This is a genomic window from Curtobacterium sp. GC_Cur_3, assembly GCF_026544205.1.
In the GTDB taxonomy this organism is placed as follows: domain Bacteria; phylum Actinomycetota; class Actinomycetes; order Actinomycetales; family Microbacteriaceae; genus Curtobacterium.
This window is the reverse complement of record NZ_JALNUI010000004.1, coordinates 127,277-146,391: the sequence shown is the minus strand read 5'-3', so window position 1 is coordinate 146,391 and position 19,115 is coordinate 127,277. Positions and strand designations below refer to the sequence as shown.

The 19,115-nt window shown below is 72.3% G+C and carries 16 protein-coding genes and 1 tRNA gene; 10 read left to right on the top strand and 7 right to left on the bottom strand.

Going from position 1 to position 19,115, the window contains the following annotated elements; genetic code table 11:
• Positions 1 to 181: 181 nt before the first annotated feature.
• Complete coding sequence (locus tag OXR63_RS03370; protein WP_071270933.1) at positions 182 to 1,213, bottom strand: LacI family DNA-binding transcriptional regulator; 1,032 nt, start codon at positions 1,211 to 1,213, stop codon at positions 182 to 184.
• Positions 1,214 to 1,485: 272 nt separating this feature from the next.
• On the opposite strand from OXR63_RS03370, the gene OXR63_RS03365 reads away from it, so the two are divergent.
• The 5 genes from OXR63_RS03365 to OXR63_RS03345 all read left to right on the top strand — a co-directional run bounded on the left by OXR63_RS03365 (position 1,486) and on the right by OXR63_RS03345 (position 8,520).
• Positions 1,486 to 2,766 (top strand): extracellular solute-binding protein, encoded by a 1,281-nt coding sequence (locus OXR63_RS03365; RefSeq protein ID WP_267420062.1) that lies wholly within the window; start codon positions 1,486 to 1,488, stop codon positions 2,764 to 2,766.
• A gap of 105 nt (positions 2,767 to 2,871) precedes the next feature.
• A complete protein-coding gene (locus tag OXR63_RS03360) occupies positions 2,872 to 3,846 on the top strand; it encodes a carbohydrate ABC transporter permease (protein ID WP_267420061.1) in 975 nt (324 codons plus the stop codon).
• On the top strand, positions 3,843 to 4,820 hold the full coding sequence (locus tag OXR63_RS03355) for a carbohydrate ABC transporter permease (RefSeq protein WP_267420060.1): 978 nt from the start codon (positions 3,843 to 3,845) through the stop codon (positions 4,818 to 4,820). The genes OXR63_RS03360 and OXR63_RS03355 overlap by 4 nt, the downstream gene beginning before the upstream one ends.
• Entirely contained in the window at positions 4,820 to 6,547 is a 1,728-nt protein-coding gene (locus tag OXR63_RS03350; RefSeq protein ID WP_267420059.1) for a hypothetical protein, read from the top strand. Before OXR63_RS03355 ends, OXR63_RS03350 begins: the two co-directional genes overlap by 1 nt.
• Positions 6,547 to 8,520 carry a DUF6807 family protein gene (locus OXR63_RS03345; protein WP_267420058.1) on the top strand — a complete coding sequence of 658 codons (1,974 nt, stop codon included), beginning with the start codon at positions 6,547 to 6,549 and terminating at the stop codon, positions 8,518 to 8,520. Before OXR63_RS03350 ends, OXR63_RS03345 begins: the two co-directional genes overlap by 1 nt.
• Positions 8,521 to 8,548: 28 nt before the next feature.
• Here the strand turns inward: OXR63_RS03345 and OXR63_RS03340 are convergent, their stop codons facing one another.
• The 3 genes from OXR63_RS03340 to OXR63_RS03330 form a co-directional block, all read right to left on the bottom strand.
• Positions 8,549 to 9,586 (bottom strand): hypothetical protein, encoded by a 1,038-nt coding sequence (locus OXR63_RS03340; protein WP_267420056.1) that lies wholly within the window; start codon positions 9,584 to 9,586, stop codon positions 8,549 to 8,551.
• Positions 9,587 to 9,664: 78 nt separating this feature from the next.
• Positions 9,665 to 10,330, bottom strand: a complete 666-nt coding sequence (locus OXR63_RS03335; protein ID WP_267420054.1) for an SDR family NAD(P)-dependent oxidoreductase — start codon at positions 10,328 to 10,330, stop codon at positions 9,665 to 9,667.
• Positions 10,331 to 10,355: 25 nt separating this feature from the next.
• On the bottom strand, positions 10,356 to 11,054 hold the full coding sequence (locus OXR63_RS03330) for an SGNH/GDSL hydrolase family protein (RefSeq protein ID WP_267420052.1): 699 nt from the start codon (positions 11,052 to 11,054) through the stop codon (positions 10,356 to 10,358).
• 83 nt (positions 11,055 to 11,137) lie between these two features.
• On the opposite strand from OXR63_RS03330, the gene OXR63_RS03325 reads away from it, so the two are divergent.
• Both OXR63_RS03325 and OXR63_RS03320 read left to right on the top strand, forming a co-directional pair.
• A complete protein-coding gene (locus OXR63_RS03325; RefSeq protein ID WP_267420051.1) occupies positions 11,138 to 11,893 on the top strand; it encodes an alpha/beta hydrolase in 756 nt (251 codons plus the stop codon).
• 91 nt (positions 11,894 to 11,984) lie between these two features.
• The gene (locus tag OXR63_RS03320) at positions 11,985 to 14,459 is read left to right on the top strand and encodes an excinuclease ABC subunit UvrA (RefSeq protein ID WP_267420050.1); all 2,475 of its coding nucleotides are present in this window, start codon (positions 11,985 to 11,987) and stop codon (positions 14,457 to 14,459) included.
• A 118-nt stretch (positions 14,460 to 14,577) separates the two neighbouring features.
• Here OXR63_RS03320 and OXR63_RS03315 read toward each other — a convergent pair whose 3' ends face one another.
• Together OXR63_RS03315 and OXR63_RS03310 are read right to left on the bottom strand one after the other, a co-directional pair.
• Positions 14,578 to 14,994, bottom strand: a complete 417-nt coding sequence (locus OXR63_RS03315; protein ID WP_267420049.1) for a phage holin family protein — start codon at positions 14,992 to 14,994, stop codon at positions 14,578 to 14,580.
• Positions 14,995 to 15,088: 94 nt separating this feature from the next.
• Positions 15,089 to 15,433 carry a YciI family protein gene (locus OXR63_RS03310; RefSeq protein ID WP_267420048.1) on the bottom strand — a complete coding sequence of 115 codons (345 nt, stop codon included), beginning with the start codon at positions 15,431 to 15,433 and terminating at the stop codon, positions 15,089 to 15,091.
• Positions 15,434 to 15,571: 138 nt separating this feature from the next.
• Between OXR63_RS03310 and OXR63_RS03305 the strand changes: the two genes are divergently transcribed.
• Entirely contained in the window at positions 15,572 to 15,859 is a 288-nt protein-coding gene (locus OXR63_RS03305; RefSeq protein ID WP_267420047.1) for a hypothetical protein, read from the top strand.
• Positions 15,860 to 15,928: 69 nt separating this feature from the next.
• Positions 15,929 to 17,290, top strand: coding sequence for a fibronectin type III domain-containing protein (locus OXR63_RS03300; RefSeq protein WP_267420046.1), 1,362 nt, complete (start codon positions 15,929 to 15,931; stop codon positions 17,288 to 17,290).
• A gap of 101 nt (positions 17,291 to 17,391) precedes the next feature.
• Here OXR63_RS03300 and OXR63_RS03295 read toward each other — a convergent pair.
• Positions 17,392 to 17,465 (bottom strand) — tRNA-Pro (locus OXR63_RS03295).
• 146 nt (positions 17,466 to 17,611) lie between these two features.
• Here OXR63_RS03295 and OXR63_RS03290 point away from each other — a divergent pair.
• Positions 17,612 to 19,084, top strand: a complete 1,473-nt coding sequence (locus OXR63_RS03290; protein ID WP_267420045.1) for a hypothetical protein — start codon at positions 17,612 to 17,614, stop codon at positions 19,082 to 19,084.
• The last annotated feature ends 31 nt before the right edge of the window (positions 19,085 to 19,115 follow it).

Here is a 19,115-nt window from a genome sequence, read left to right as displayed (position 1 = left end):
GCACCGAGTGGTCAGGACACCCCGCTCACGTCCGCCGACCGGTCGAGGAGCGTCGGTCGGAGCCGCCCGGGACGACGACGGGTGGCCGGTGGACGACACGCGTGCGGGGTGTTGCGACCGGTCGACGAGCGCGCGGACCCGGGGACGGCAGGACAGGGGGCGCGGCGGCGTCCGGCGAGGGTCAGCGCGCGGTGCTCGCGCGCAGGACGACCTCGCCGTCGACGTCGTCCGCGTCGTCGTCGGTGCCGAGCGCCCGACGGACCGCCCGCGCGCCGATCTCCTCGAGGGGCAGCCGCACGGTGCTGAGGGCCGGCACGACGTCGACGAGCATCCGGACGTCGTCGAACCCCGCGACGCCGATGTCGACGCCGGGGACCAGGCCGCGTTCGCGGATCGCCGTGAGCGCCCCGACGGCCATCAGGTCGGTGACGGCGAACACGCACCGCGGCGGCGACCCCGCGTCGAGCAGCTGGGTCATGGCCTGGTAGCCCCCGTCCCGTGAGAACGCGGAGGGGATCACGGCCCCGTGGTCGAGCCGGATGCCGTGGGCGGCGAGTCCGGCGACGAAGCCCTCGACCCGGGCGTGTGCCGTCACGAGGTCCGGCTCCCCCGCCAGCACGGCGAAGGACCGGTGCCCCTGCTCGACGAGCGCCCCCGCCAGGGCCGCGGCGCCGCTGAGGTTCCGGACGACGAGCGCGTGGACGCCCTCGACCCCGGCTGCCGCTCCGTCGACGTCGGACACCAGCGCCGAGACCCCGGCGCCCCCGGCGACCAGGGCGGCGATCCCGTCCCGGACGGCGTCCCCGTTCCCGCCCAGGTGCCGGCTGACCGCGAGCACGACGGCACGGGGGCGGAGGCCGGCGACGACGTCGAGCACCTCGCGCTCGCGGGAGGCGTCCCCGCCGGTCGAGGTGATCGTGACGACGAGTCCGGCCTCGTCGGCTGCACGGATCGCACCGGCGGCGATCGCGGCGAAGTACGGGTCGGCGATGTCACCGACGACGAGGGCCAGCGAGGTCGTGGTGCCCCGGGCCACCGCCTGGGCCTGCACGTTGGCGGTGTAGTGCAGCTCGCGGGCCGCGACGTGCACCCGCTCCAGGAACTCGGGACGGACCCGACGCGCGCTGCCGTTCAGGGCGCGGGACGCGGTGGCGAGGGAGACCCCGGCGCGCTGCGCGACGTCCGCCAGGGTCGCGGTGCTGCGGTCCGACACGACGGCGTCCTCTCCGGTGCGCGCAGCCGTGCGCGTCCGGCGTCAGGCTAGCGGTTTCCACGACCTCGATGCCGGAACCGGCCCCGTCGAGGACCGAGCGGGTGCACCTGGGCGAGCCGAGCCTCCTGACTGACACCGATGTGAGGACAAATGCGGGAAAGCGCTTGCCGGATCGCCCTCGGGTCGTGTAGACAATGGACCCTCGGCCGAGACATCCCCCGAATGCTCGTCCACGGCGGTTCGCGTCCGTGGCCCGAACGAAAGCAGTGACGATGAAGTCATCCAAACGAGTGCTCGCACTCGCCGGCGGCCTCGCCGCCCTCGCGCTCCTCTCCGGCTGCGCCTCCGGCGGTTCCGGGGACGACGGCGGGAAGGTCGACAAGCTGACGTTCTGGCTGTCGACCTCGACCGCGCAGGAGAAGGGCTACCAGGACCTGGCCACCGCGTACGAGAAGGAGTCCGGCGTCTCCGTCCGGATCGTGAACCTGCCGTACGACGGCCTGCAGACGAAGCTCCGCGAGTCCGCCCAGGCGAAGTCGCTGCCGGACGTCGTCCGCGCCGCCGGTGTCGACCCGATCTGGACGTCGCAGACGGTCGACCTCAGCTCGATCACGAACACGAAGGCGAACGGCATCAACCAGGACCTCATCGCGAAGGCGAAGGACGGCAAGGTCCTGACGATCCCGTCCGACATCACCGCGGCGGGGCTGTTCGTGAACAAGTCGCTGTTCGACAAGGCCGGGGTCAGCTACCCGACCGACCCGGCGAAGGCGTGGACCTGGGACGAGTTCCTCAAGGCCGCCGACGAGGTCAAGGCGAAGACCGGCGCCAAGTACGACCTGACGTTCGACGCCTCGCCGTCGCGACTGCGTGCGTACATGTACACGAAGGGCACGACCTTCCTCGAGCAGCAGAAGGACGGCTCGTTCCAGAGCAACGCGAAGATGGTCGGCGCGCTGCAGGACTTCGCCGACATGAACGACGACGAGACCATGCCGAAGTCCGTCTGGGCCAGCGGCCAGGACCCGAACGCGCTGTTCAAGAGCGGCCAGGTCGTCGCGTACTTCTCCGGCGTCTGGCAGACCTCGGACTTCGCGTCGAACGTCGACTTCGACTGGGCGAGCGCCGCGACCCCCGCCGACCCGACCCACGCCACGGAGATCAACTACGGCGGCAACATCGTCGGGTTCGCCAACTCCGATGCGCGTGGTGCCGCCGCGAAGAAGTTCATCGAGTACATGTACGAGCCGGCGAACTACACCAAGCTCTCCGCCACCAACGGGTTCCTGCCCGTGGAGAACGGGCTCGACATCGACTACCCGTTCACCTCGCAGGCCGCCAAGGACTCGTTCGCGCTGTACACGAAGGAGATCGAGGCCGCTGACCCGATCTCGAGCGCCTACGCCAACGAGGCCTCCACCTGGGCGATCGACGGCAAGGAGCTCGGCACCGACCCCACCACCACCGAGGTCGGCAAGCTCATCAACGGGCAGCAGTCGGCGAAGAAGACGCTCGACACGATCACGAAGTACTACGAGGACCAGGTCGGTTGACGACCTCGGCCGTCGGGTGCCCGCACCCGGCGGCCGCCCTGCCGGGTGCCCGCACCCGGCCGCCGCCCCTCCCCCACCCCGGCACGACGAACGAAGAGGATCATCGTGAGCACCAGCACCGCAGCGGGTGACGTCACCGCCACCGCGGCCGTCCCACCCGGACCAGCCCGGTCGAGCACGCCCGGCCGACCACGCCGTCGCCGCTCCGGCGTCAGCCGCCCGGTCCTCGCACCGATCGCCTTCGTCGCCGTGAACGCCGTGCTGTTCGTCGTGTTCTTCGTGTGGCCCGCCGTCATCGGCCTCGGCTACTCGTTCACCGACTACAACGGCGTGAGCGACCCGAAGTTCATCGGCCTGGAGAACTACACCCAGCTCTTCGGTGACTCCACCTTCTACGCCGCGCTGGTCCGCACCCTCATCTACGCGGTCGTCGCCGTGCCGCTCGGCTTCGTGCTGTCGCTCTCGATGGCGCTGATGCTCACGAGCCCCGCCGCGAAGGGCCGGAGCGTCGCCCGCATCGTGTTCTTCGTGCCGTGGCTGATCTCCCCCATCGTCACCGGTGTCATCTGGCGGTGGATGTTCGGCGAGAACTTCGGCCTCGCGAACTTCGTCATCGAGTCCCTCGGTGGCAAGGCCGTGCCGTGGCAGTCGAACGCCGACCTGTCCCTGCTCGTGGTGATCTTCGCCACCGCGTGGGCCGGCGCCGCGTTCAACATGCTGCTGTTCGTCGCCGCCATCCGGAACGTCCCGCAGTCGTACTACGAGGCCGCGTCGCTCGACGGCGCCGGCGCGTGGCACCAGTTCCGCTACATCACGCTGCCGAGCATCGCGCCGACGTCGTTCATCGTGGTGCTGCTGTCCTCGCTCGGGGCGTTCAAGGAGTTCGCCACGATCCAGGCGCTCAACAACGGTGGTCCGGGCACCGACAACACCCTGCTCGTGCAGTACATCTACACGAACGGGTTCCAGAACGCCCACATCGGCTACGCGAGCGCCGCGTCGATGGTCCTCATGCTGATCCTCATGGCCATCGCGCTGATCCAGCTCGCCATGAACCGCCGGACGGAGTCACGCCGATGACCGACACGACCCTCCCGTCGACGCCCGCGGGCGCGGCCGCGACCACCGGAGCTGCCACGAGCCCCGCCGGCGTCGCCGCCGCGACGACCGCCGCCGCCGTCACCGACCGGGTGACCAAGCGGCGCGGCCGCACCGGCGGCCCCAGCCGGACCCGAACCCCGCGCGGCAAGGCCGTCGCCGCGACCGCCCTGCTCTGGGTCTTCATCATCGCGTTCGGCTTCCCCGTGCTCTGGTTCGTCCTCAGCGCCTTCAAGCCGGGCAGCGAGCTGTTCTCCTACCCCCTGACCCTGCTGCCGAAGCAGTGGTCGGTGTCCGGGTTCACCGAGGCCTGGTCGAGCTTCGACTTCGCCCGGTACTTCGGCAACACGATCATCGTCGCCCTGGTCACCACGGTGCTGACGGTCCTGGCGAGCGCCTGCACCGGCTACGCCCTGGCCAAGTACGACAACAGGTGGTTGAAGGTGTTCTTCGTCTGCATCCTCGCGACGACGATGCTCCCCACCGAGGTCATCCTCGCCCCGACCTTCATCGTGATCCGCGACCTCGGCCTGTACGACTCGCTCGCCGGCATCATCGTGCCGTCGGTGATCACCGCGACGGGCATCTTCATGTTCCGCCAGTTCTTCCTCACGGTCCCCGACGACCTCGTCGAGGCGGCGCGGATCGACGGCGCGAGCGAGTTCGGCATCTTCGTCCGGATCATGCTGCCGATCTCCCGCCCGATCATGCTGACCCTGGCGATCTTCTCCTTCCAGTGGCGCTGGAACGACTACATCTGGCCGCTGCTCGTGCTGAACGACCCGCACCAGTTCACGATCCAGATCGCCCTGCAGAGCATCGTCGGGGCCGAGAACGTGAACTGGACCGTGCTCCTCGGTGCCTCGGTCATCTCGATCCTGCCCCTGCTGCTCCTGTACCTGGTGTTCCAGAAGTACGTGAACGGCGCCGACCTCAACGCGGGACTGAAGGACTGATGGGACCGACCTTCCTCGAGGCCCTCGGCCCGGCCGCGGACGCCGCGGTCCGTGACCTCCGGTCCGCGAGCGACGACCCGGCGACGCTGCAGCACCGGGAACTGATGGCACGCGCGCTCACGCTGGTGGGCGCGTGGGTCCGGACGGGAGGCCCGGCGCAGGCCGACGAGACCGACCTCACCACCGCGCACGGGTACGTCCGGCACCTCGCCGACCGGCAGTCGGAGCACGGCACGTTCGTCGGCGGGGACAACGTCCTCTCGCCGCCGGACTCCGCGTTCACGGTCAACGACTGCTGCGACGCCCTCGAGCTGCTCGCCCCCGTCCGCGACGTCTCGAGCGTCGCCGGTGCCCTCGCCGAGGACCTCGACCGGATGGTGCTCCGCGCCGCCCCCGCCCTGCGCACCGGCGGCGTGCACACCCCGAACCACCGCTGGGAGATCTCCGCCGCCCTGGCCCGGGTCCACCGCCTGCACCCGGACCCGGCGCTCGTCGCCCGGATCGAGGAGTGGCTGGCCGAGGGCGCGGACATCGACGCCGACGGGCTGTGGTCCGAGCGCAGCCCGAACTACGCGGTCGCCGTCTCGTGCCCGTCGTTCCTGGTGCTCGCCGAGGTCCTCGGCCGCCCCGAGCTCCTCGAGCCGGTCCGCCGGAGCATCGACGCCGTCCTCGCCCTGCTGCTGCCCGACGACACCGTCGAGACCGTGCAGTCGCGCCGGCAGGACCAGTCCCGCCCGTTCGGCATCGGCCCGTTCGCACCGCTGCTCTGGCACGTCGCCGTGCAGGACGACCGTGCCGACGTCGCCGCTGTCGCCCGGCGTGCGGTGACGCTCGACATGTGGCAGCCGGGCGCCGTCGCCGCGCGGGCCATGACGGACCCGCTGCTCGGCCGACCGCTCCCCGACCGGGACGCCCCAGCCGCCCCGGCCCGCGAGGTGCTCCGCTTCGCCGACGCCCGACTCGTGCACGTCCGCGAGCCGCGGCGGAGCGTCGTCGTGTTCGCGGGCTCGGACGTCCCCGCGCAGGGCCACGTCCGCTCCGGCCTGGCGAACAGCCCGACGTTCCTCCGGGTGCTCGCCGGCGACGTCGTCCTGTCCGACGTGCGGCTGTCCCGCGAGTTCTTCGGCCTGGGACCGTTCCGCCCGACGAGCATCACCTCCCTGGCGCGCGGCGCCGGTGACGGCGACGACGTCCTGCGCTTCCGGCTCACCGAGTCGGTCGAGGCCGGCTACCACCAGCCCCTCCCGCCCGCACGCCGGCGTCCGGACGGCGCGTACGACCTGCGCGACGAGGGCCGGTTCTCGGCGGCGATGGACTTCGGCGACCGGGCGGTGGACACCGTCACGCTGACGACCACCGTCGACGTGACCGTCCTGCCCGACGCCGTCGTGCTCGACCTCGAGCTCGACGGCGCGGACGTGCCGTGGGCACTGCAGCTGACCTTCCGCTCCGGGGGTACCGTGACCGGCATGGAGCAGGACGTCGAGGGCAACCGGGTGCTCGTCAGCGGGACCGGCAGCTACCGGGTGGGCGACGACGTCGTCACCGTCGGACCGGGCAACGGGTCGGGCCCCGAGCAGCCGGCGTTCTACGCACCGGGCCAGGACTACGCCTTCCTCGGCGGCACCGACCGCCCCGACGGCGAGCACGTCTTCGTGACCGGTCGGGCGCCGGGGCGCACGCGCATCACGATTGGCACGGGCCGGTCCCCCGGGACGTCGGCCTGATGCCCGTGGGCGCCGACCGGAGCACGACCGCGGCCCCGCCCGGCGTCGTGCTCGTCGGCGCCCGCGGGTACGGCCTGCACCACCGCGCGAACGTCGACCGGCTCGTCGCGGCCGGGCGCTGCACGCTCACCGCGGTCCTCGACCCGGCCATCGACGGCCCGACCGACGGCGGCGTCCCCGTGGTCGCCGACCTCGCCGCCGCCTCCGCGCACGGTCCCGTCGACGTCGTCGTGGTGGCCGCCCCGATCGCCGCGCACCTCCCGCTGACCCTCGCCGCACTCCACGCCGGCGCGGACGTGCTCCTCGAGAAGCCACCGGTGACGACCCGGCAGGCCCTGGCTGAGCTGCTCGAAGCCGAGCGCCGGACCGGACGGGTCGCCCAGGTCGGGTTCCAGAGCCTCGGGTCCGACGCGCTCGGTGCCCTGCGGGACGGCCACGTCGTCGGCGCGGTCCGTTCGGCGGCGGCCGTCGGCACCTGGCGCCGGGACGACGCCTACTGGCAGCGGTCCACCTGGGCCGGTCGACGACGGCTGCGAGGCGTCGACGTGCTCGACGGCGTCGTGACGAACCCGCTTGCCCACGCCGTCGCCACCGCGCTGGCCGTGGTCGGTGCCCGCCGTGCCGCTGACGTGGCGCGCGTCGAGGTCGAGCTGTACCGGGCGAACGCGATCGAGGGCGACGACACCTCCTCGGTCCGGGTCACGACGGCGTCGGGGCGCGAGGCCACCGCCGCGCTGACCCTGTGCGCCGCCGAGGAGACCGTGCCGTCCGTGCGGGTCACCGGCGCCGACGGCACCGCGCGGTTCGACTACACGCTCGACGACGTCGCGCTGCCCGGTGCGCCCGCCGAGCACCACGGACGCACCGACCTGCTCGAGAACCTCCTCGACCACCGTCGTACCGGCGTCGACCTGCTCGTCCCCCTCGTGTCGACGGGCGCGTTCGTCGAGGTGCTCGAGGCCGTCCGCGCCACGGAGCCCGTGCAGATCGACCACCCCTTCGTCACCTGGCTCGGCGCGGGGTCGGCGCGGCACCCCGTGGTGCAGGACGTCGAGTCGCTCGCCGACCGGGTTGCCGAGGAGCTGGCGCTGTTCTCCGAGGTCGGCGCTCCCTGGGCGCATGCCACCCGCGACGACGTGCTGCACCGCTTCGTCGTCCCGACCGCCGACGGCACCCCGACCGAGGTCGCGACCGTGCTCGACGGCGCCGGCACCATCCCGACCTCGGTCCCCCGGCCGTACCTGCATCCCGTGCGGACGCTCGCCGGGGTCGTCGTCAGCGCCCACCACCCGCCCGACCACGACTGGCACTGCGGCGTCGGCCCCGCGATCCCCGACGTCGACGGCGTGAACTGCTGGGGCGGACGCACCTACGTGCACGGCGAGGGCTACGTCTGGCGCGACGACCACGGCACGGTGACGGTCGAACGGGAGACCGTCGAGGGCGACACGCTCACCGTCGAGGCACGGTGGCGCGGACCCGACGGCCGCCCACGCCTGCACGAGGACCGGACGACGTCGACCCGGTCCCTCGGGCCCGACGCCTGGGAGCTCCGCACGGCCTCGTCCTTCAGCACCCCGGGTGACGCGGACGTCCTGCTGGGCGGCCCCGGCAGCAACGGCCGCGTCGGTGCCGGGTACGGCGGGTTCACCTGGCGCCTCCCACCGTGCACGGACGTGGAGGTCCGCACCCCGACGGCCACCGGGGAGTCCGCGGTGCACGGGTCCGTCGCACCGTGGGTCGCCTGGAGCGCCGACGCCGAGGGGCGGCCGGTCACGGTCGTCCTCGAGGCGCTCGGGCACCGCGACCCGTGGTTCGTCCGGGTCGCGGAGTACCCGGCGATCGCGTCGGCCCTGGCGTGGTCGACCCCGGCGACGGTGCGCCCGGGGGTCCCGCTCGTCCGGGCCTTCCGAGCGGTCGTCGCGGACGGTCGTCAGGACCCGGTCGCGCTGCTCGCCCGCCGACCGGGCTGACCGCCAGCCGACCCCGGGGCGCCGACGATCAGGCCGACCGCTCCTGCGTGTGCGCCAGCAGGTGCTCGTCGAGGAGGTCGCGCACCCGCGGGTCCGGACCGAACTTCCGGGCGAACGGCAGCCCCGAGTCCAGCAACGCGGCAACGTCCTCGACCGTGTACTCGTCCGGACGGCCGGAGGTCGGGTCGGACCAGCGGATGCTGTGCAGGCTCGCGTGCTCCAGCCGCAGGTCCGGGTCGTTCCCGATGACCGTCGGCGTGACGGCCTCCACCGGGATCATGGTGCGCGCGAAGTAGCGCACGAGTGCCGCGTCGGAGCGGACCCGTTCGACGACGGCGCGCATCGCACGCCGGTCGATCGCGAACCAGCTGTTGTCGTACCAGCAGGGGGCGTCCCGGGTGAAGGGCGTGCGGAGGGCCCGGACGCCGACCCGTGCCGGCACGCCGAGCCCGTCGTTCGCGCCGTAGATCCGCACCGGCATCCGGTGCACGCGGAGCCGGTGGATGGCGATGCCCCGGATCGTGCGGAACGCCCGGACGAGCGGCGCCGGCAGCCGACGCTCGAGGTCGACGGTCGGGAGCTTCGTGTACTGGAAGCGGTAGCGCTGCTGCGCCTCGGCCCGGATGTCCGGGTCGGGGACCTCGTCGATCGGCCAGGACTCGATGATCGCGTTCGTGGACGCCGCCGTCGCGTCGAGCAGTCGTCCGTGCAGGACGGACGCCGGGGCCGTCGGGTAGTCCTGCTCCGACAGCAGCATCACCCAGTCCACGTCGAGGTGCTCGAGCACCCACCCGAACAGCCGCCACCGGGCCCGTTCGAGCGTGAGGTCGCCCCACTCGATCCGTTCGGGGCTGACGAGCACGTGGACGCCGAGCGCTTCGAGCGGGTCGCGGCGGACCGGGTGGTGGGTCTCGTCGTGCTGGACGACGACCGCGGCGCCCGGGTCCGTCGTGCGCAGCGTCCGGACGAGCCGTTCGAGCTGGACCCCGTCGCCGTACGAGGTGATGAGGTACGCCAGACGAGCACGCCGTCCGGTGGTCTGCTCAGTCGAGTGGTGCTCGGACATCGTCTGCTCCTCGCGGGGACGGTGGTGCTCCGGGCCCGCGGCGAGGGTGCCGCGGTGGTCTCGTTCCAGTGTCCCTGATCAGGACGGCAGGGCCTCCGCGTAGACGCGGAACTCGCCGCGATCGGCGTGTATCGACCACAGGCGGTCGGCCAGGGACTCGGCGGAGTGGGCCGGATCGCCGTCGTCGATGCCGAACGGGATGATGATCTGGCCGACGTGGATGGACTCCGCGGCGAGCGCGTCGTGCAGGAGCTGGGCGTAGGCGCTCTCCCCCGCGAACGCGACCGAGGTGCCGGTGACGCGGGCGCCCGGTCGGACGGCACTGCCGCCGTTGACGAACAGGAGGGTGCCGTGGCCGATCGCCCGCATGCCGGGGATGACCTGGCGTGCCGCGGCGACGGGGCCGTAGACCGAGAACTCGATGGGACCGACGAGGTCCGCCTCGGTCGTCTCGAGCACCGGACGCATGAACTCCTTCGCCGGCAGCGGGCTGTACTGCAGCACCTCGATCGGGCCGAGGTCCGCGCTGGCACGTTCAAGGGCCGAGCGGATCGAGTCGCCGTCGCGGACGTCGGCGGTGTACCCGGCGGCGGCGTGCCCCTCGGACTGCAGCGTGGCGGCGAGGTCGTCGACGCGGCCCTGGTTGCGGGCGACGAGGGCGACGGCGAAGCCCTCGCGGGCGAAACGGCGGGCGACGGCGAGACCGAGGCCCCGGCCGGCACCGATGATGGCGATCGTGGTCATGGCACCAGTCAACTCCGCGCCCGACTCAGAGGCGGACGCCGGCGCGCCGCAGGTCCTTGACGATCGTCGTCAGCAGCACGCGGTGTCCCGCGACGGTCGGGTGCTCGCTGTCGTCCTGCAGCAGCGTGGCGTGGCCGATCAGGGGCTGCCCGATGTCGACGAAGGTGCCGTGCACGGCGTGGACGGCCCGACGGAGGCTGGCGGTGCTCTGCGCGACCTCGGCCGGCACGGCGCCCGGCTGGTCCCAGAGCGTGTTCATGCCGACGATCTGCGCCTTCGGCAGCGCCGCGTGCAGGGCCCGCACGGTCGCCCCGGTCGCGGTCTCGATCGAGGCTGCCGTCTCGCCGATGTCGTTGTCGGTCGACTGCACGAGGACGATCGACGGGTGCGCGGCCGTCGCCTGGGCGATGAGGCCGGCGAAGTCGGTCCCGCAGGCACCGACCGCCAGGAACCCGCCGCTGCTGCACCCGAGGTTCGTCACGCGGACGTGGTCCGTGCGGGCGAGGAGCGCGGGCCAGGCCTTCGACGTGTCGTCGAGTCCGTAGCCCGCCATGATCGAGTCGCCGATCGTCACCACCGAGGTGCCGGCGCGGGGGCCGGTGATCGTCGGGCTCGGCTCGGCAGTCCCGAGCGCCGGGTGTGCGGCGACGGCCACCCCGACCGCGCCGAGCGGGATGCACACGCCGAGGGCGACGGCGACGAGGACCGTCCGGAACCTGCTCATGCCCCCACCGTAGATCGCCGGGGCTGATCACGCCGTGGGCGAACCGGGCCGCGTGGGGACGGCCCCGGTCGTAGCGTCGGCGCATGGAACTCCTCTTCGTGCACGGCGCCCTGGTCCGCGACGGCGCCTGGTGGTGGCAGCCCACCGCCGACCTGCTGCACGAGACCACCGGCATCCGCAGCCGCGCGGTCGCCCTGCCGTCCTGCGGGGAGCGCGAGACCGGCACGACCGACACCGGCACGACCGAGTCAGGCGCGACCGAGTCCGGCACGCCCGAGGGTGGCCTGGTCGAGGACGCCGCAGCACTCCGTCGTGCGCTCGACGCCGTCGACCCGGACACGGGCGCGATCGTCGTCGGGCACTCCTACGGCGGCACCGTCATCGCCGAGGCCGGACACCACCCCGCCGTCCGGCACCTCGTCCTCGTGTCGTCGTACCTGCCCGCCGTCGGACAGGCCCAGGCCGGGATCATGAGCGGCGAGTCCGACCCCGTCGCCATCGCCGACCACGGCGACGGCACGCTCGGCGTCAGCGGGTACGACGCAGCGTCCTTCGGAGCCCGGTTCCTGCAGGACGCCGACGCCGCCACCCAGCAGGGCGCCTGGGAGCGCGTCACCGCACAGTCCGCCGCCGCCTTCGTCACACCGACGACCCGGGCCGGTGGGCAGGACGTCGACTCCACCGTGATCGTGTGCACCGACGACCGCAGCACCTCGGTCGCGCTGCAGCGCGAGCACGCGGCGCGCGCGACACGCTCCGTCGAGCTGCCCACCGGGCACCACCCGTTCATCACCCGACCGGACCTGGTCGTGGAGCAGCTCACGGCCCTGCTCGGCTGAGCCGCACCGGACGGGAGGCCCGTGGCGGCGCCGCCACGAGCCTCCCGTCCGGTGGTCACCCCGTGCACGGTGCGCGCCTAGTCTCGAGGGGATGCCCACTTCGCGAACCACCCCTGCCGACTCCCCCGGGCACGACGACTTCATCCGTGTCCGCGGTGCCCGCGAGAACAACCTGCGCGACGTGGACGTCGACGTCCCACGCGACCGGATCGTCGCGTTCACCGGCGTCTCCGGGTCGGGCAAGTCGTCGCTGGCGTTCGGGACGGTCTTCGCGGAGGCGCAGCGGCGGTTCCTGGAGTCCGTAGCGCCGTACGCGCGCCGGCTCATCGCGCAGGGGTCGACGCCGCACGTCGACTCGATCACCGGGCTGCCGCCGGCCGTCGCACTGCAGCAGCGTCGCGGTGCACCGAGCGCCCGGTCCACCGTCGGCACGCTGACCACCCTGTCGAACTCAATGCGGATGCTGTTCTCCCGCGCCGGCACCTACCCGGACGGTGCGGACCGGCTGGAGTCCGACTCGTTCTCGCCGAACACCGTCGCCGGCGCCTGCCCGCGCTGTCACGGGCTCGGCACCGCGCACGAGGTGACCGAGGCATCCGCCGTGCACGACGACTCCCTCAGCATCCGGGACGGCGCGATCACCGCGTGGCCCGGCGCCTGGCAGGGGAAGAACCTGCGCGACGTGACCGCCGGACTCGGCTACGACATCGAACGGCCCTGGCGCGAGCTGTCCCGCGAGGACCGCGACTGGCTGCTGTTCACCGAGGAACAGCCTGTCGTCGAGGTGCACCCCAAGCGCGACCGCGTGGCGAAGCCCTACAAGGGACGGTTCTGGAGCGCCCGGCAGTTCGTGCTGCACACCCTGGCGGACTCGCAGAGCGAGACGCAGCGGAACAAGGTGCTGCGGTTCGTCGAGTCCGGGCCGTGCGGGCTCTGCCACGGGACCGGGCTGACCCGCGCCGCCCTGGCCGTGACCGTCGGCGGACACTCCATCGCGGGGCTGAACGGGTTGCCGCTGACCGACCTCGCGGACGTGCTGCGGCCCATCGCGGCGATCACGGACGCGTCCGCGGCGACGTCGAAGGCGTCCTCCGGCGAGCGCTCCTCGGTCGCGGTGGCCATCGCCTCGGACCTCCTCACACGGGTCGAGGTGCTGACCGGGCTGGGGCTCGGGTACCTGGCGCTCGACCGCTCGACGCCGACGCTCTCCCCCGGCGAGACCCAGCGCCTGCGCATCGCGACGCAGCTGCGCTCGGGACTGTTCGGGGTCGTCTACGTGCTCGACGAGCCGAGCGCCGGGCTGCACCCCGCCGACGCCGAGTCGCTCATGGAGGTGCTCGAGGACCTCCGCGCGAGTGGCAACAGCGTCTTCGTGGTCGAGCACGACATGAGCATCGTCCGGCGGGCCGACTGGATCGTCGACGTCGGGCCCGGTGCAGGAGCCGGTGGCGGGACCGTGCTGTACAGCGGTCCGGTGGACGGGCTGGCGTCGGTCGAGGCGTCGGTGACGCGGCGGTACCTGCGGGCGGGGTCTGGTGGTTCTGGTTCTGGTTCTGGGTCTGGTTCTGGGTCTGGTTCTGGTTCTGGGTCTGGGTCTGGGTCATTGGTTCGGGAGCCCGTCGGGACGCTCTCGTTGCGCGGGGTGAGTCGGCACAACCTGCAGGACCTCGACGTCGACCTGCCGCTCGGGGTGCTCACCGCCGTCACCGGCGTCAGCGGGTCCGGCAAGTCGTCCCTGGTCGGCGGGGTCCTGCCCAGCCTGGCGGCGGACCATCCCCTCATCGACCGGGTCGTCGTCGTCGACCAGAAGGCGATCGGTCGGACACCCCGCTCGAACCTCGCCACCTACACCGGGCTCTTCGACGCGGTCCGCGCGGCGTTCGCGGCGACGCCCGAGGCCCGTTCACGAGGATGGACCGCCGGACGGTTCTCGTTCAACGTCGCCGGCGGCCGGTGCGAGGTCTGCCAGGGCGAGGGGTCCGTCTCCGTCGAGCTCCTGTTCCTGCCGGGCAGCTGGGCGCCGTGCCCGGAGTGCCACGGCAGCCGGTACACCGCGTCGACCCTCGAGGTCCGGTGGCAGGGCGCGTCGATCGCCGACGTCCTCGCGATGACCGTCGACGAGGCCGCACCGTTCCTCGCTCCCCTGCCGATCGCCGCGCGTGGGCTGGAGACCCTGCGCGAGGTCGGGCTCGGGTACCTCCGCCTCGGACAGCCGGCGCCGGAACTCTCCGGCGGCGAGGCGCAGCGCATCAAGCTCGCGACCGAACTCCAGCGGGCGCGGACTGGGCACACGCTCTACCTGCTCGACGAGCCCACCACGGGGCTGCACCCGGCGGACGTCGAACTCCTGGCGGCGCAGCTCGGCCGGCTCACGGACGCGGGGAACACCGTCGTCGTGGTCGAGCACGCGATGGACGTCGTCGCCGGCGCGGACCACGTCATCGACATGGGGCCGGCCGGCGGTGACGCTGGCGGGCAGGTCGTCGCCGTCGGGACCCCCCGCGAGGTCGCCGCGTCGACGGTGAGCCGGACGGCACCGTACCTGCGGGAGCAGCTCGGGATGTGACGGCGCGGAACCGTGATCTCGTCTGTGCGCCTGACGGATCCGGTTCGCAGAACCCGCGTTGGACCGACCAGATCCGTCGCGCGGCGGGAGGAGTCGCCGGACCCTTCCCGCTGCGTGGCTACGACCGGTCGGTCAGGCGGTCCTTCGCGGAGCGGATCGTGTCCGACGGCACCGGCGGCACCCCACGGCGGATGCCGCGCAGCCCCAGGACGAGCAGCACCGCCGTCACGATCGCGAACACGGCGAACGTGATGCCCGCCGCCACCCACACCGGCAGGACCAGTGCCAGGAGCGCGACCACGAACCCGGCCAGCAGCACGAGGGTCGTCAGCGCGAACGCCACCGCCACACCCGTCAGCAGCAGCCCCGACTTCGCGCTCGTCGCACGCTCGCTGATCTCCCGCCGGGCCGCGGCGATCTCGTCCCGCACGGCGCGCAGCACCGGCTCGAGCGCCTTCTGCGCCAGGCCCGCGGTGACGGTGTCCCGGAAGGACGGCCGGCTGGTCGTGGTGTCGTCGTGGTCGGTGGTGCTCATGGTGTCTCCTGTCCGAGGGCGGGATGCCGCGCCCGTGAACGGGACGCGACGACTCCGATGATCGTCACGCGCGGCCCGGCGCTGCTCGGGCACTTCACAGCAGGGGTCGCAGCTCGATCTTCCGGTTGCACGCCGCGGAGGCCTCGGCAGCGACCGACCGTGCCGTCTCGACGTCCGGCAGCTCGAGCACCCAGAACCCCGCGACGTACTCGGCCGCGTCGACGACGGGGCCCTCGCTGACGATAGCGTCCCCGCTCCTGGTGTCGACGACGACGCTGTCTGTGGGGGCGGCGAGGCCGCCGGCGAACACGATGCGACCGTCCGCCTGCAATCGTTCGTTCAGGGCCTGGACCGCCTCGGCTTCGGCGGCGGTGGCGGAGTGGGTCCGGCCGGCGGCTTCGGCCTGGCCGTCGTCGATCACGTTGACGAGGAACTGCATGGCGCATCATCTCCTGGGAGTGGTGCTGCCCATCGTCCTCGCCGCGGGCGTGCTCCGCACGGCCGAACTGCGGTCGTGACAGGTCGTCTCGGTGGTACCGCGGACGACCCCGTCCCGCCGCGACGTCACCATCGGCGCATGCGCGCCAGAGTCGTGGCCACCGACCGGATCGCCGCCGCTGCCCTGATCGTCGCGGCCATCACCGGAGAGCTCCTGCAGAGCGTCCACTTCTGGCACGTCATCTGGCTGGTGGTGACCATGCTCCGCGGCCCGTTCACCGGCGACCACGCGAGCTCGGCGCGGCACTGCTACCCCTGCTCCTTCCCCCACCCGGACCACTTCGCGAACCTCAGAGGGAACTGCCGCGCTCCGGGAGCGTGCGGGCTGCCGCATCGTTTCCCGCCGTTGTGCCCCGCGGACCCCTGACGCACCTCCTGACGCGGTTCCATGAGCTCAACTCGGGCGCATGGGAGCTCGGGCGGAGAGGGGAAGCTCATGTACAGAGTCGTACTCACAGCCGCCGCCGTCGCGGGGCTCGTCCTCGGAGGCGCTGTCCCTGCGCACGCAGCACCACCGCCAGCGCCAGGAGCACCCATCGCCGTCCAGGCGAGTGGTTCCGCGGCGACCGCTGACATCACCTGGCGAGCTCCGACCGGGAAGGCGAAGGTCACCGGGTACACGGTCACGATCAGCCCCGCAGAGCGCCAGCCGCACCACGGTGTCGACCACCTTCCGGCATCGGCCCGGAAGGACGACTTCGGAGCACTGACCCCTGGGACGACGTACACGTTCGCGGTGCGCGCAGTCGCCGGACGGACCTCGAGCGCGGCCGCGACCGTCCAGTACACGCCCACCCGCCCGACAGCGCAGCGACAGTCGTTGTTCGCACTCACCGCGACCGGTGCCGTCCTCCGGTACCCGACCACCGGTGTGGGGGATGCGACGACCGTCACGACCGCCGGTGCCGGCTTCACCGCGAACAGGCGAGGGGACGTCTTCGTTCCCTCAGCTGACCTGACCTCCATCGTCGCCTACCCCGCGGACGGAAGCCCCGCGAGGACCGTTGCAACCGGTCTGCAGCTCACCGCCGACCTCCGCTCCGATGACGCCGGCAACCTCTACTGGCGAACGCCCGGTGGCTCGATCGGCACGGTCCCCGCGGCCCAGACCCTCGGCACGGCACCCGGGACCGGAACGTCAACGACACCGACGGGCATCTCCGGCCCGGGAACAGCGGCGAACCCGATGTGGGCCGTCGGAGGTGACGGCACGTTGGCCTTCGTCTCCGGCACGTTGGGGCGGATCGACGTCGGGACGACGAAGGGCTCCGAGGTCACGAGTCGCACTCTGGTGGAGAGCAGCACTTCCTACGTGGGCAACCCGTCCGCGATCCTCATCGGTCCCGGCGGTGACCTGTACCTCAACGAACGACCCTCTGGCGGCGCAGGAGCATGGCAGTGGTTCCTCCTGAAGGCCGGAGCCACCAAGCAGGTGACGATCGAACCGAGGATCGCGTTCCAGTACGCGGCGGTCAACAGCTCCGCGTTCTTCCTCCTGCAGTCGAAGGAGTGGTGCACTGCTCCGGCCGAGTCGAGTGTCAGCCAGGTGGGCTGCCACGTCGACCGCAGCATCCCCGACGTCCTCAAGATCACCGCCGGTGGCGCGGCGACGACCGCACCGGTCACCGGGGTGACGGCCGGCAGTCGTGGGCCGTGGATCGGAGCTGCGGACACCGCCGGAGACGTGTTCTTCAACGTCGACACCGGACCCACGCCAGGCCTCTGGCGGGTCCCCGCAGGTGGCGGAGCCGCGCAGCAGCTGAACAGCGGGCAGATCTCCCGATTGCTCGTCATCTGACCGCGAACCCCTTGTGCGTCCCGCATCAGGGGGATTCCCCGAGGGGAACGGAGAAGCCCCGACGGAACGATGTTCCGTCGGGGCTTCTCACTTCGGTTCGGTCGGGCTGACAGGATTTGAACCTGCGACCCCTTGACCCCCAGTCAAGTGCGCTACCAAGCTGCGCCACAGCCCGCGAGTTCCGGAGAACTCGGAGTCCCGAGGGACTCCGCCACCCGCACCCGACCGAGCGCGGAGCAGCCCGACAAGCATAGCGGACGACGAGCCCTCGCCGCGCCACCCGGTTCGACCCGTCGCGCACGGCTCGCCTAGGGTGGCCCGATGCGTTCCCGATCCACCCGTTCCGTCGTCGTGCTCGCAACCTCAGGGCTCCTGCTGGGGACAGCCGGATGCGCCGGGACAGCACCGTCCGAGACCCCCGCGACTCTGACCGATGCCTCCGCCGGCACGATCACAGTCGCGACGCAGCGAGATCGCGCCGAACGGGCGATCCGGGCGAGTCGTGCGCTGTTCGCCTCGGCGCCGGGTGCATACCTCGCCCCCGCTGACGATGCCCGGTCGATCCGGACGGCGGCGAGCGCTGCGCGCATTGCCCACGTCCCGGTGCTGCTCGTCGACGCCGAGCGGCGCCGAGCAGTGGCGGACGAGCTGGACCGTCTCGACGCGAGCTGGTACCAGACCGTCGGCACCGTGCACATCGACGTACCGGTCGAGAAGCGATCGGCATCGGAGGACACGGACGAGGCGGACGCACCCCGAGCCTCCCGGCCGGCGACCGTCCTGGTGGCGGACGCATCGGACGACGCTGCCGTCGTCGGGACCGCGAAGGCGGCGGGTGCGACAGTGGTGACGATGCCGGAGGGCGTGACCGATCCGGCCGCCGCGCCGGACGTGATCCGTGCGCTGCACGACCGAGAGGACTCGTCGACGGTCCTGGTCGGTGCGGCGTTCGCGGGCCTCGGAGACCCGCGGTGGACCGTGCGGGCGGCCGAGAGCGGCTGGCAGCTGCCCCACGGCGGCCAGCGCCCGTTCGACGGCCACCGGTACGTCGCGATGTACGGCGCTCCGGGCGCTCCGGTGCTCGGGGTCCTCGGCGAGCAGGACCCCTCGGCGTCGGTGCGGCGGGTCCGGGAGCTCGCGACGACGTACGACGGTCTCAGCGACGAGCCGGTGTCGCCCGCGTTCGAGCTGATCGCGACGGTCGCCGCCGGCGACGCGGGTGCTGACGGCGACTACTCGACCGAGCTGCCGGTGTCGACGCTCGAGCCATACGTGGACGCCGCGCACGACGCGGGCATGCCGGTGGTGATCGACCTGCAGCCGGGTCGCTCGGACTTCCTGTCACAGGCGAAGCGCTACGAGTCACTGCTGAAGCGACCCGGGGTGTGGCTCGCGCTCGACCCGGAGTGGCGACTCGGACCCGACCAGGTCCCGCTCAAGCAGATCGGGTCAGTGAGCGCCGACGAGGTGAACGCGGTGTCCGCGTGGCTGGCCGACCTCGTCCGATCGGAGGACCTGCCGCCGAAGGCCCTCGTCCTGCACCAGTTCCGGCTGTCGATGATCCAGGACCGCTCGTCGCTCCGGTCACATCCGGAGCTCGACATGCTCGTGCACGTCGACGGGCAGGGGTCCCAGCCGGACAAGCAGGCGACGTGGAAGGCGCTCCACGTCAACGCGCCCGAGGGGATCCACTGGGGCTGGAAGAACTTCTTCGACGAAGACTCGCCCATGCTGTCGCCGTCCGAGACGATGTCCCAGGTGACACCGACGCCCTCGCTCGTCACGTACCAGTAGCGGGGTGATCGGGGCGTCCTCGACCGGTCGG

Excerpts from the sequence above, each read along its gene's own strand:
- OXR63_RS03365 (WP_267420062.1), top strand. The coding sequence starts at position 1,486 with ATGAAGTCATCCAAACGAGTGCTCGCACTCGCCGGCGGCCTCGCCGCC.
- OXR63_RS03355 (WP_267420060.1), top strand. The coding sequence starts at position 3,843 with ATGACCGACACGACCCTCCCGTCGACGCCCGCGGGCGCGGCCGCGACC.
- OXR63_RS03350 (WP_267420059.1), top strand. The coding sequence starts at position 4,820 with ATGGGACCGACCTTCCTCGAGGCCCTCGGCCCGGCCGCGGACGCCGCG.
- OXR63_RS03345 (WP_267420058.1), top strand. The coding sequence starts at position 6,547 with ATGCCCGTGGGCGCCGACCGGAGCACGACCGCGGCCCCGCCCGGCGTC.
- OXR63_RS03340 (WP_267420056.1), bottom strand. The coding sequence starts at position 9,586 with ATGTCCGAGCACCACTCGACTGAGCAGACCACCGGACGGCGTGCTCGT.
- OXR63_RS03335 (WP_267420054.1), bottom strand. The coding sequence starts at position 10,330 with ATGACCACGATCGCCATCATCGGTGCCGGCCGGGGCCTCGGTCTCGCC.
- OXR63_RS03330 (WP_267420052.1), bottom strand. The coding sequence starts at position 11,054 with ATGAGCAGGTTCCGGACGGTCCTCGTCGCCGTCGCCCTCGGCGTGTGC.
- OXR63_RS03325 (WP_267420051.1), top strand. The coding sequence starts at position 11,138 with ATGGAACTCCTCTTCGTGCACGGCGCCCTGGTCCGCGACGGCGCCTGG.
- OXR63_RS03320 (WP_267420050.1), top strand. The coding sequence starts at position 11,985 with ATGCCCACTTCGCGAACCACCCCTGCCGACTCCCCCGGGCACGACGAC.
- OXR63_RS03315 (WP_267420049.1), bottom strand. The coding sequence starts at position 14,994 with ATGAGCACCACCGACCACGACGACACCACGACCAGCCGGCCGTCCTTC.
- OXR63_RS03310 (WP_267420048.1), bottom strand. The coding sequence starts at position 15,433 with ATGCAGTTCCTCGTCAACGTGATCGACGACGGCCAGGCCGAAGCCGCC.
- OXR63_RS03305 (WP_267420047.1), top strand. The coding sequence starts at position 15,572 with ATGCGCGCCAGAGTCGTGGCCACCGACCGGATCGCCGCCGCTGCCCTG.
- OXR63_RS03300 (WP_267420046.1), top strand. The coding sequence starts at position 15,929 with ATGTACAGAGTCGTACTCACAGCCGCCGCCGTCGCGGGGCTCGTCCTC.
- OXR63_RS03290 (WP_267420045.1), top strand. The coding sequence starts at position 17,612 with ATGCGTTCCCGATCCACCCGTTCCGTCGTCGTGCTCGCAACCTCAGGG.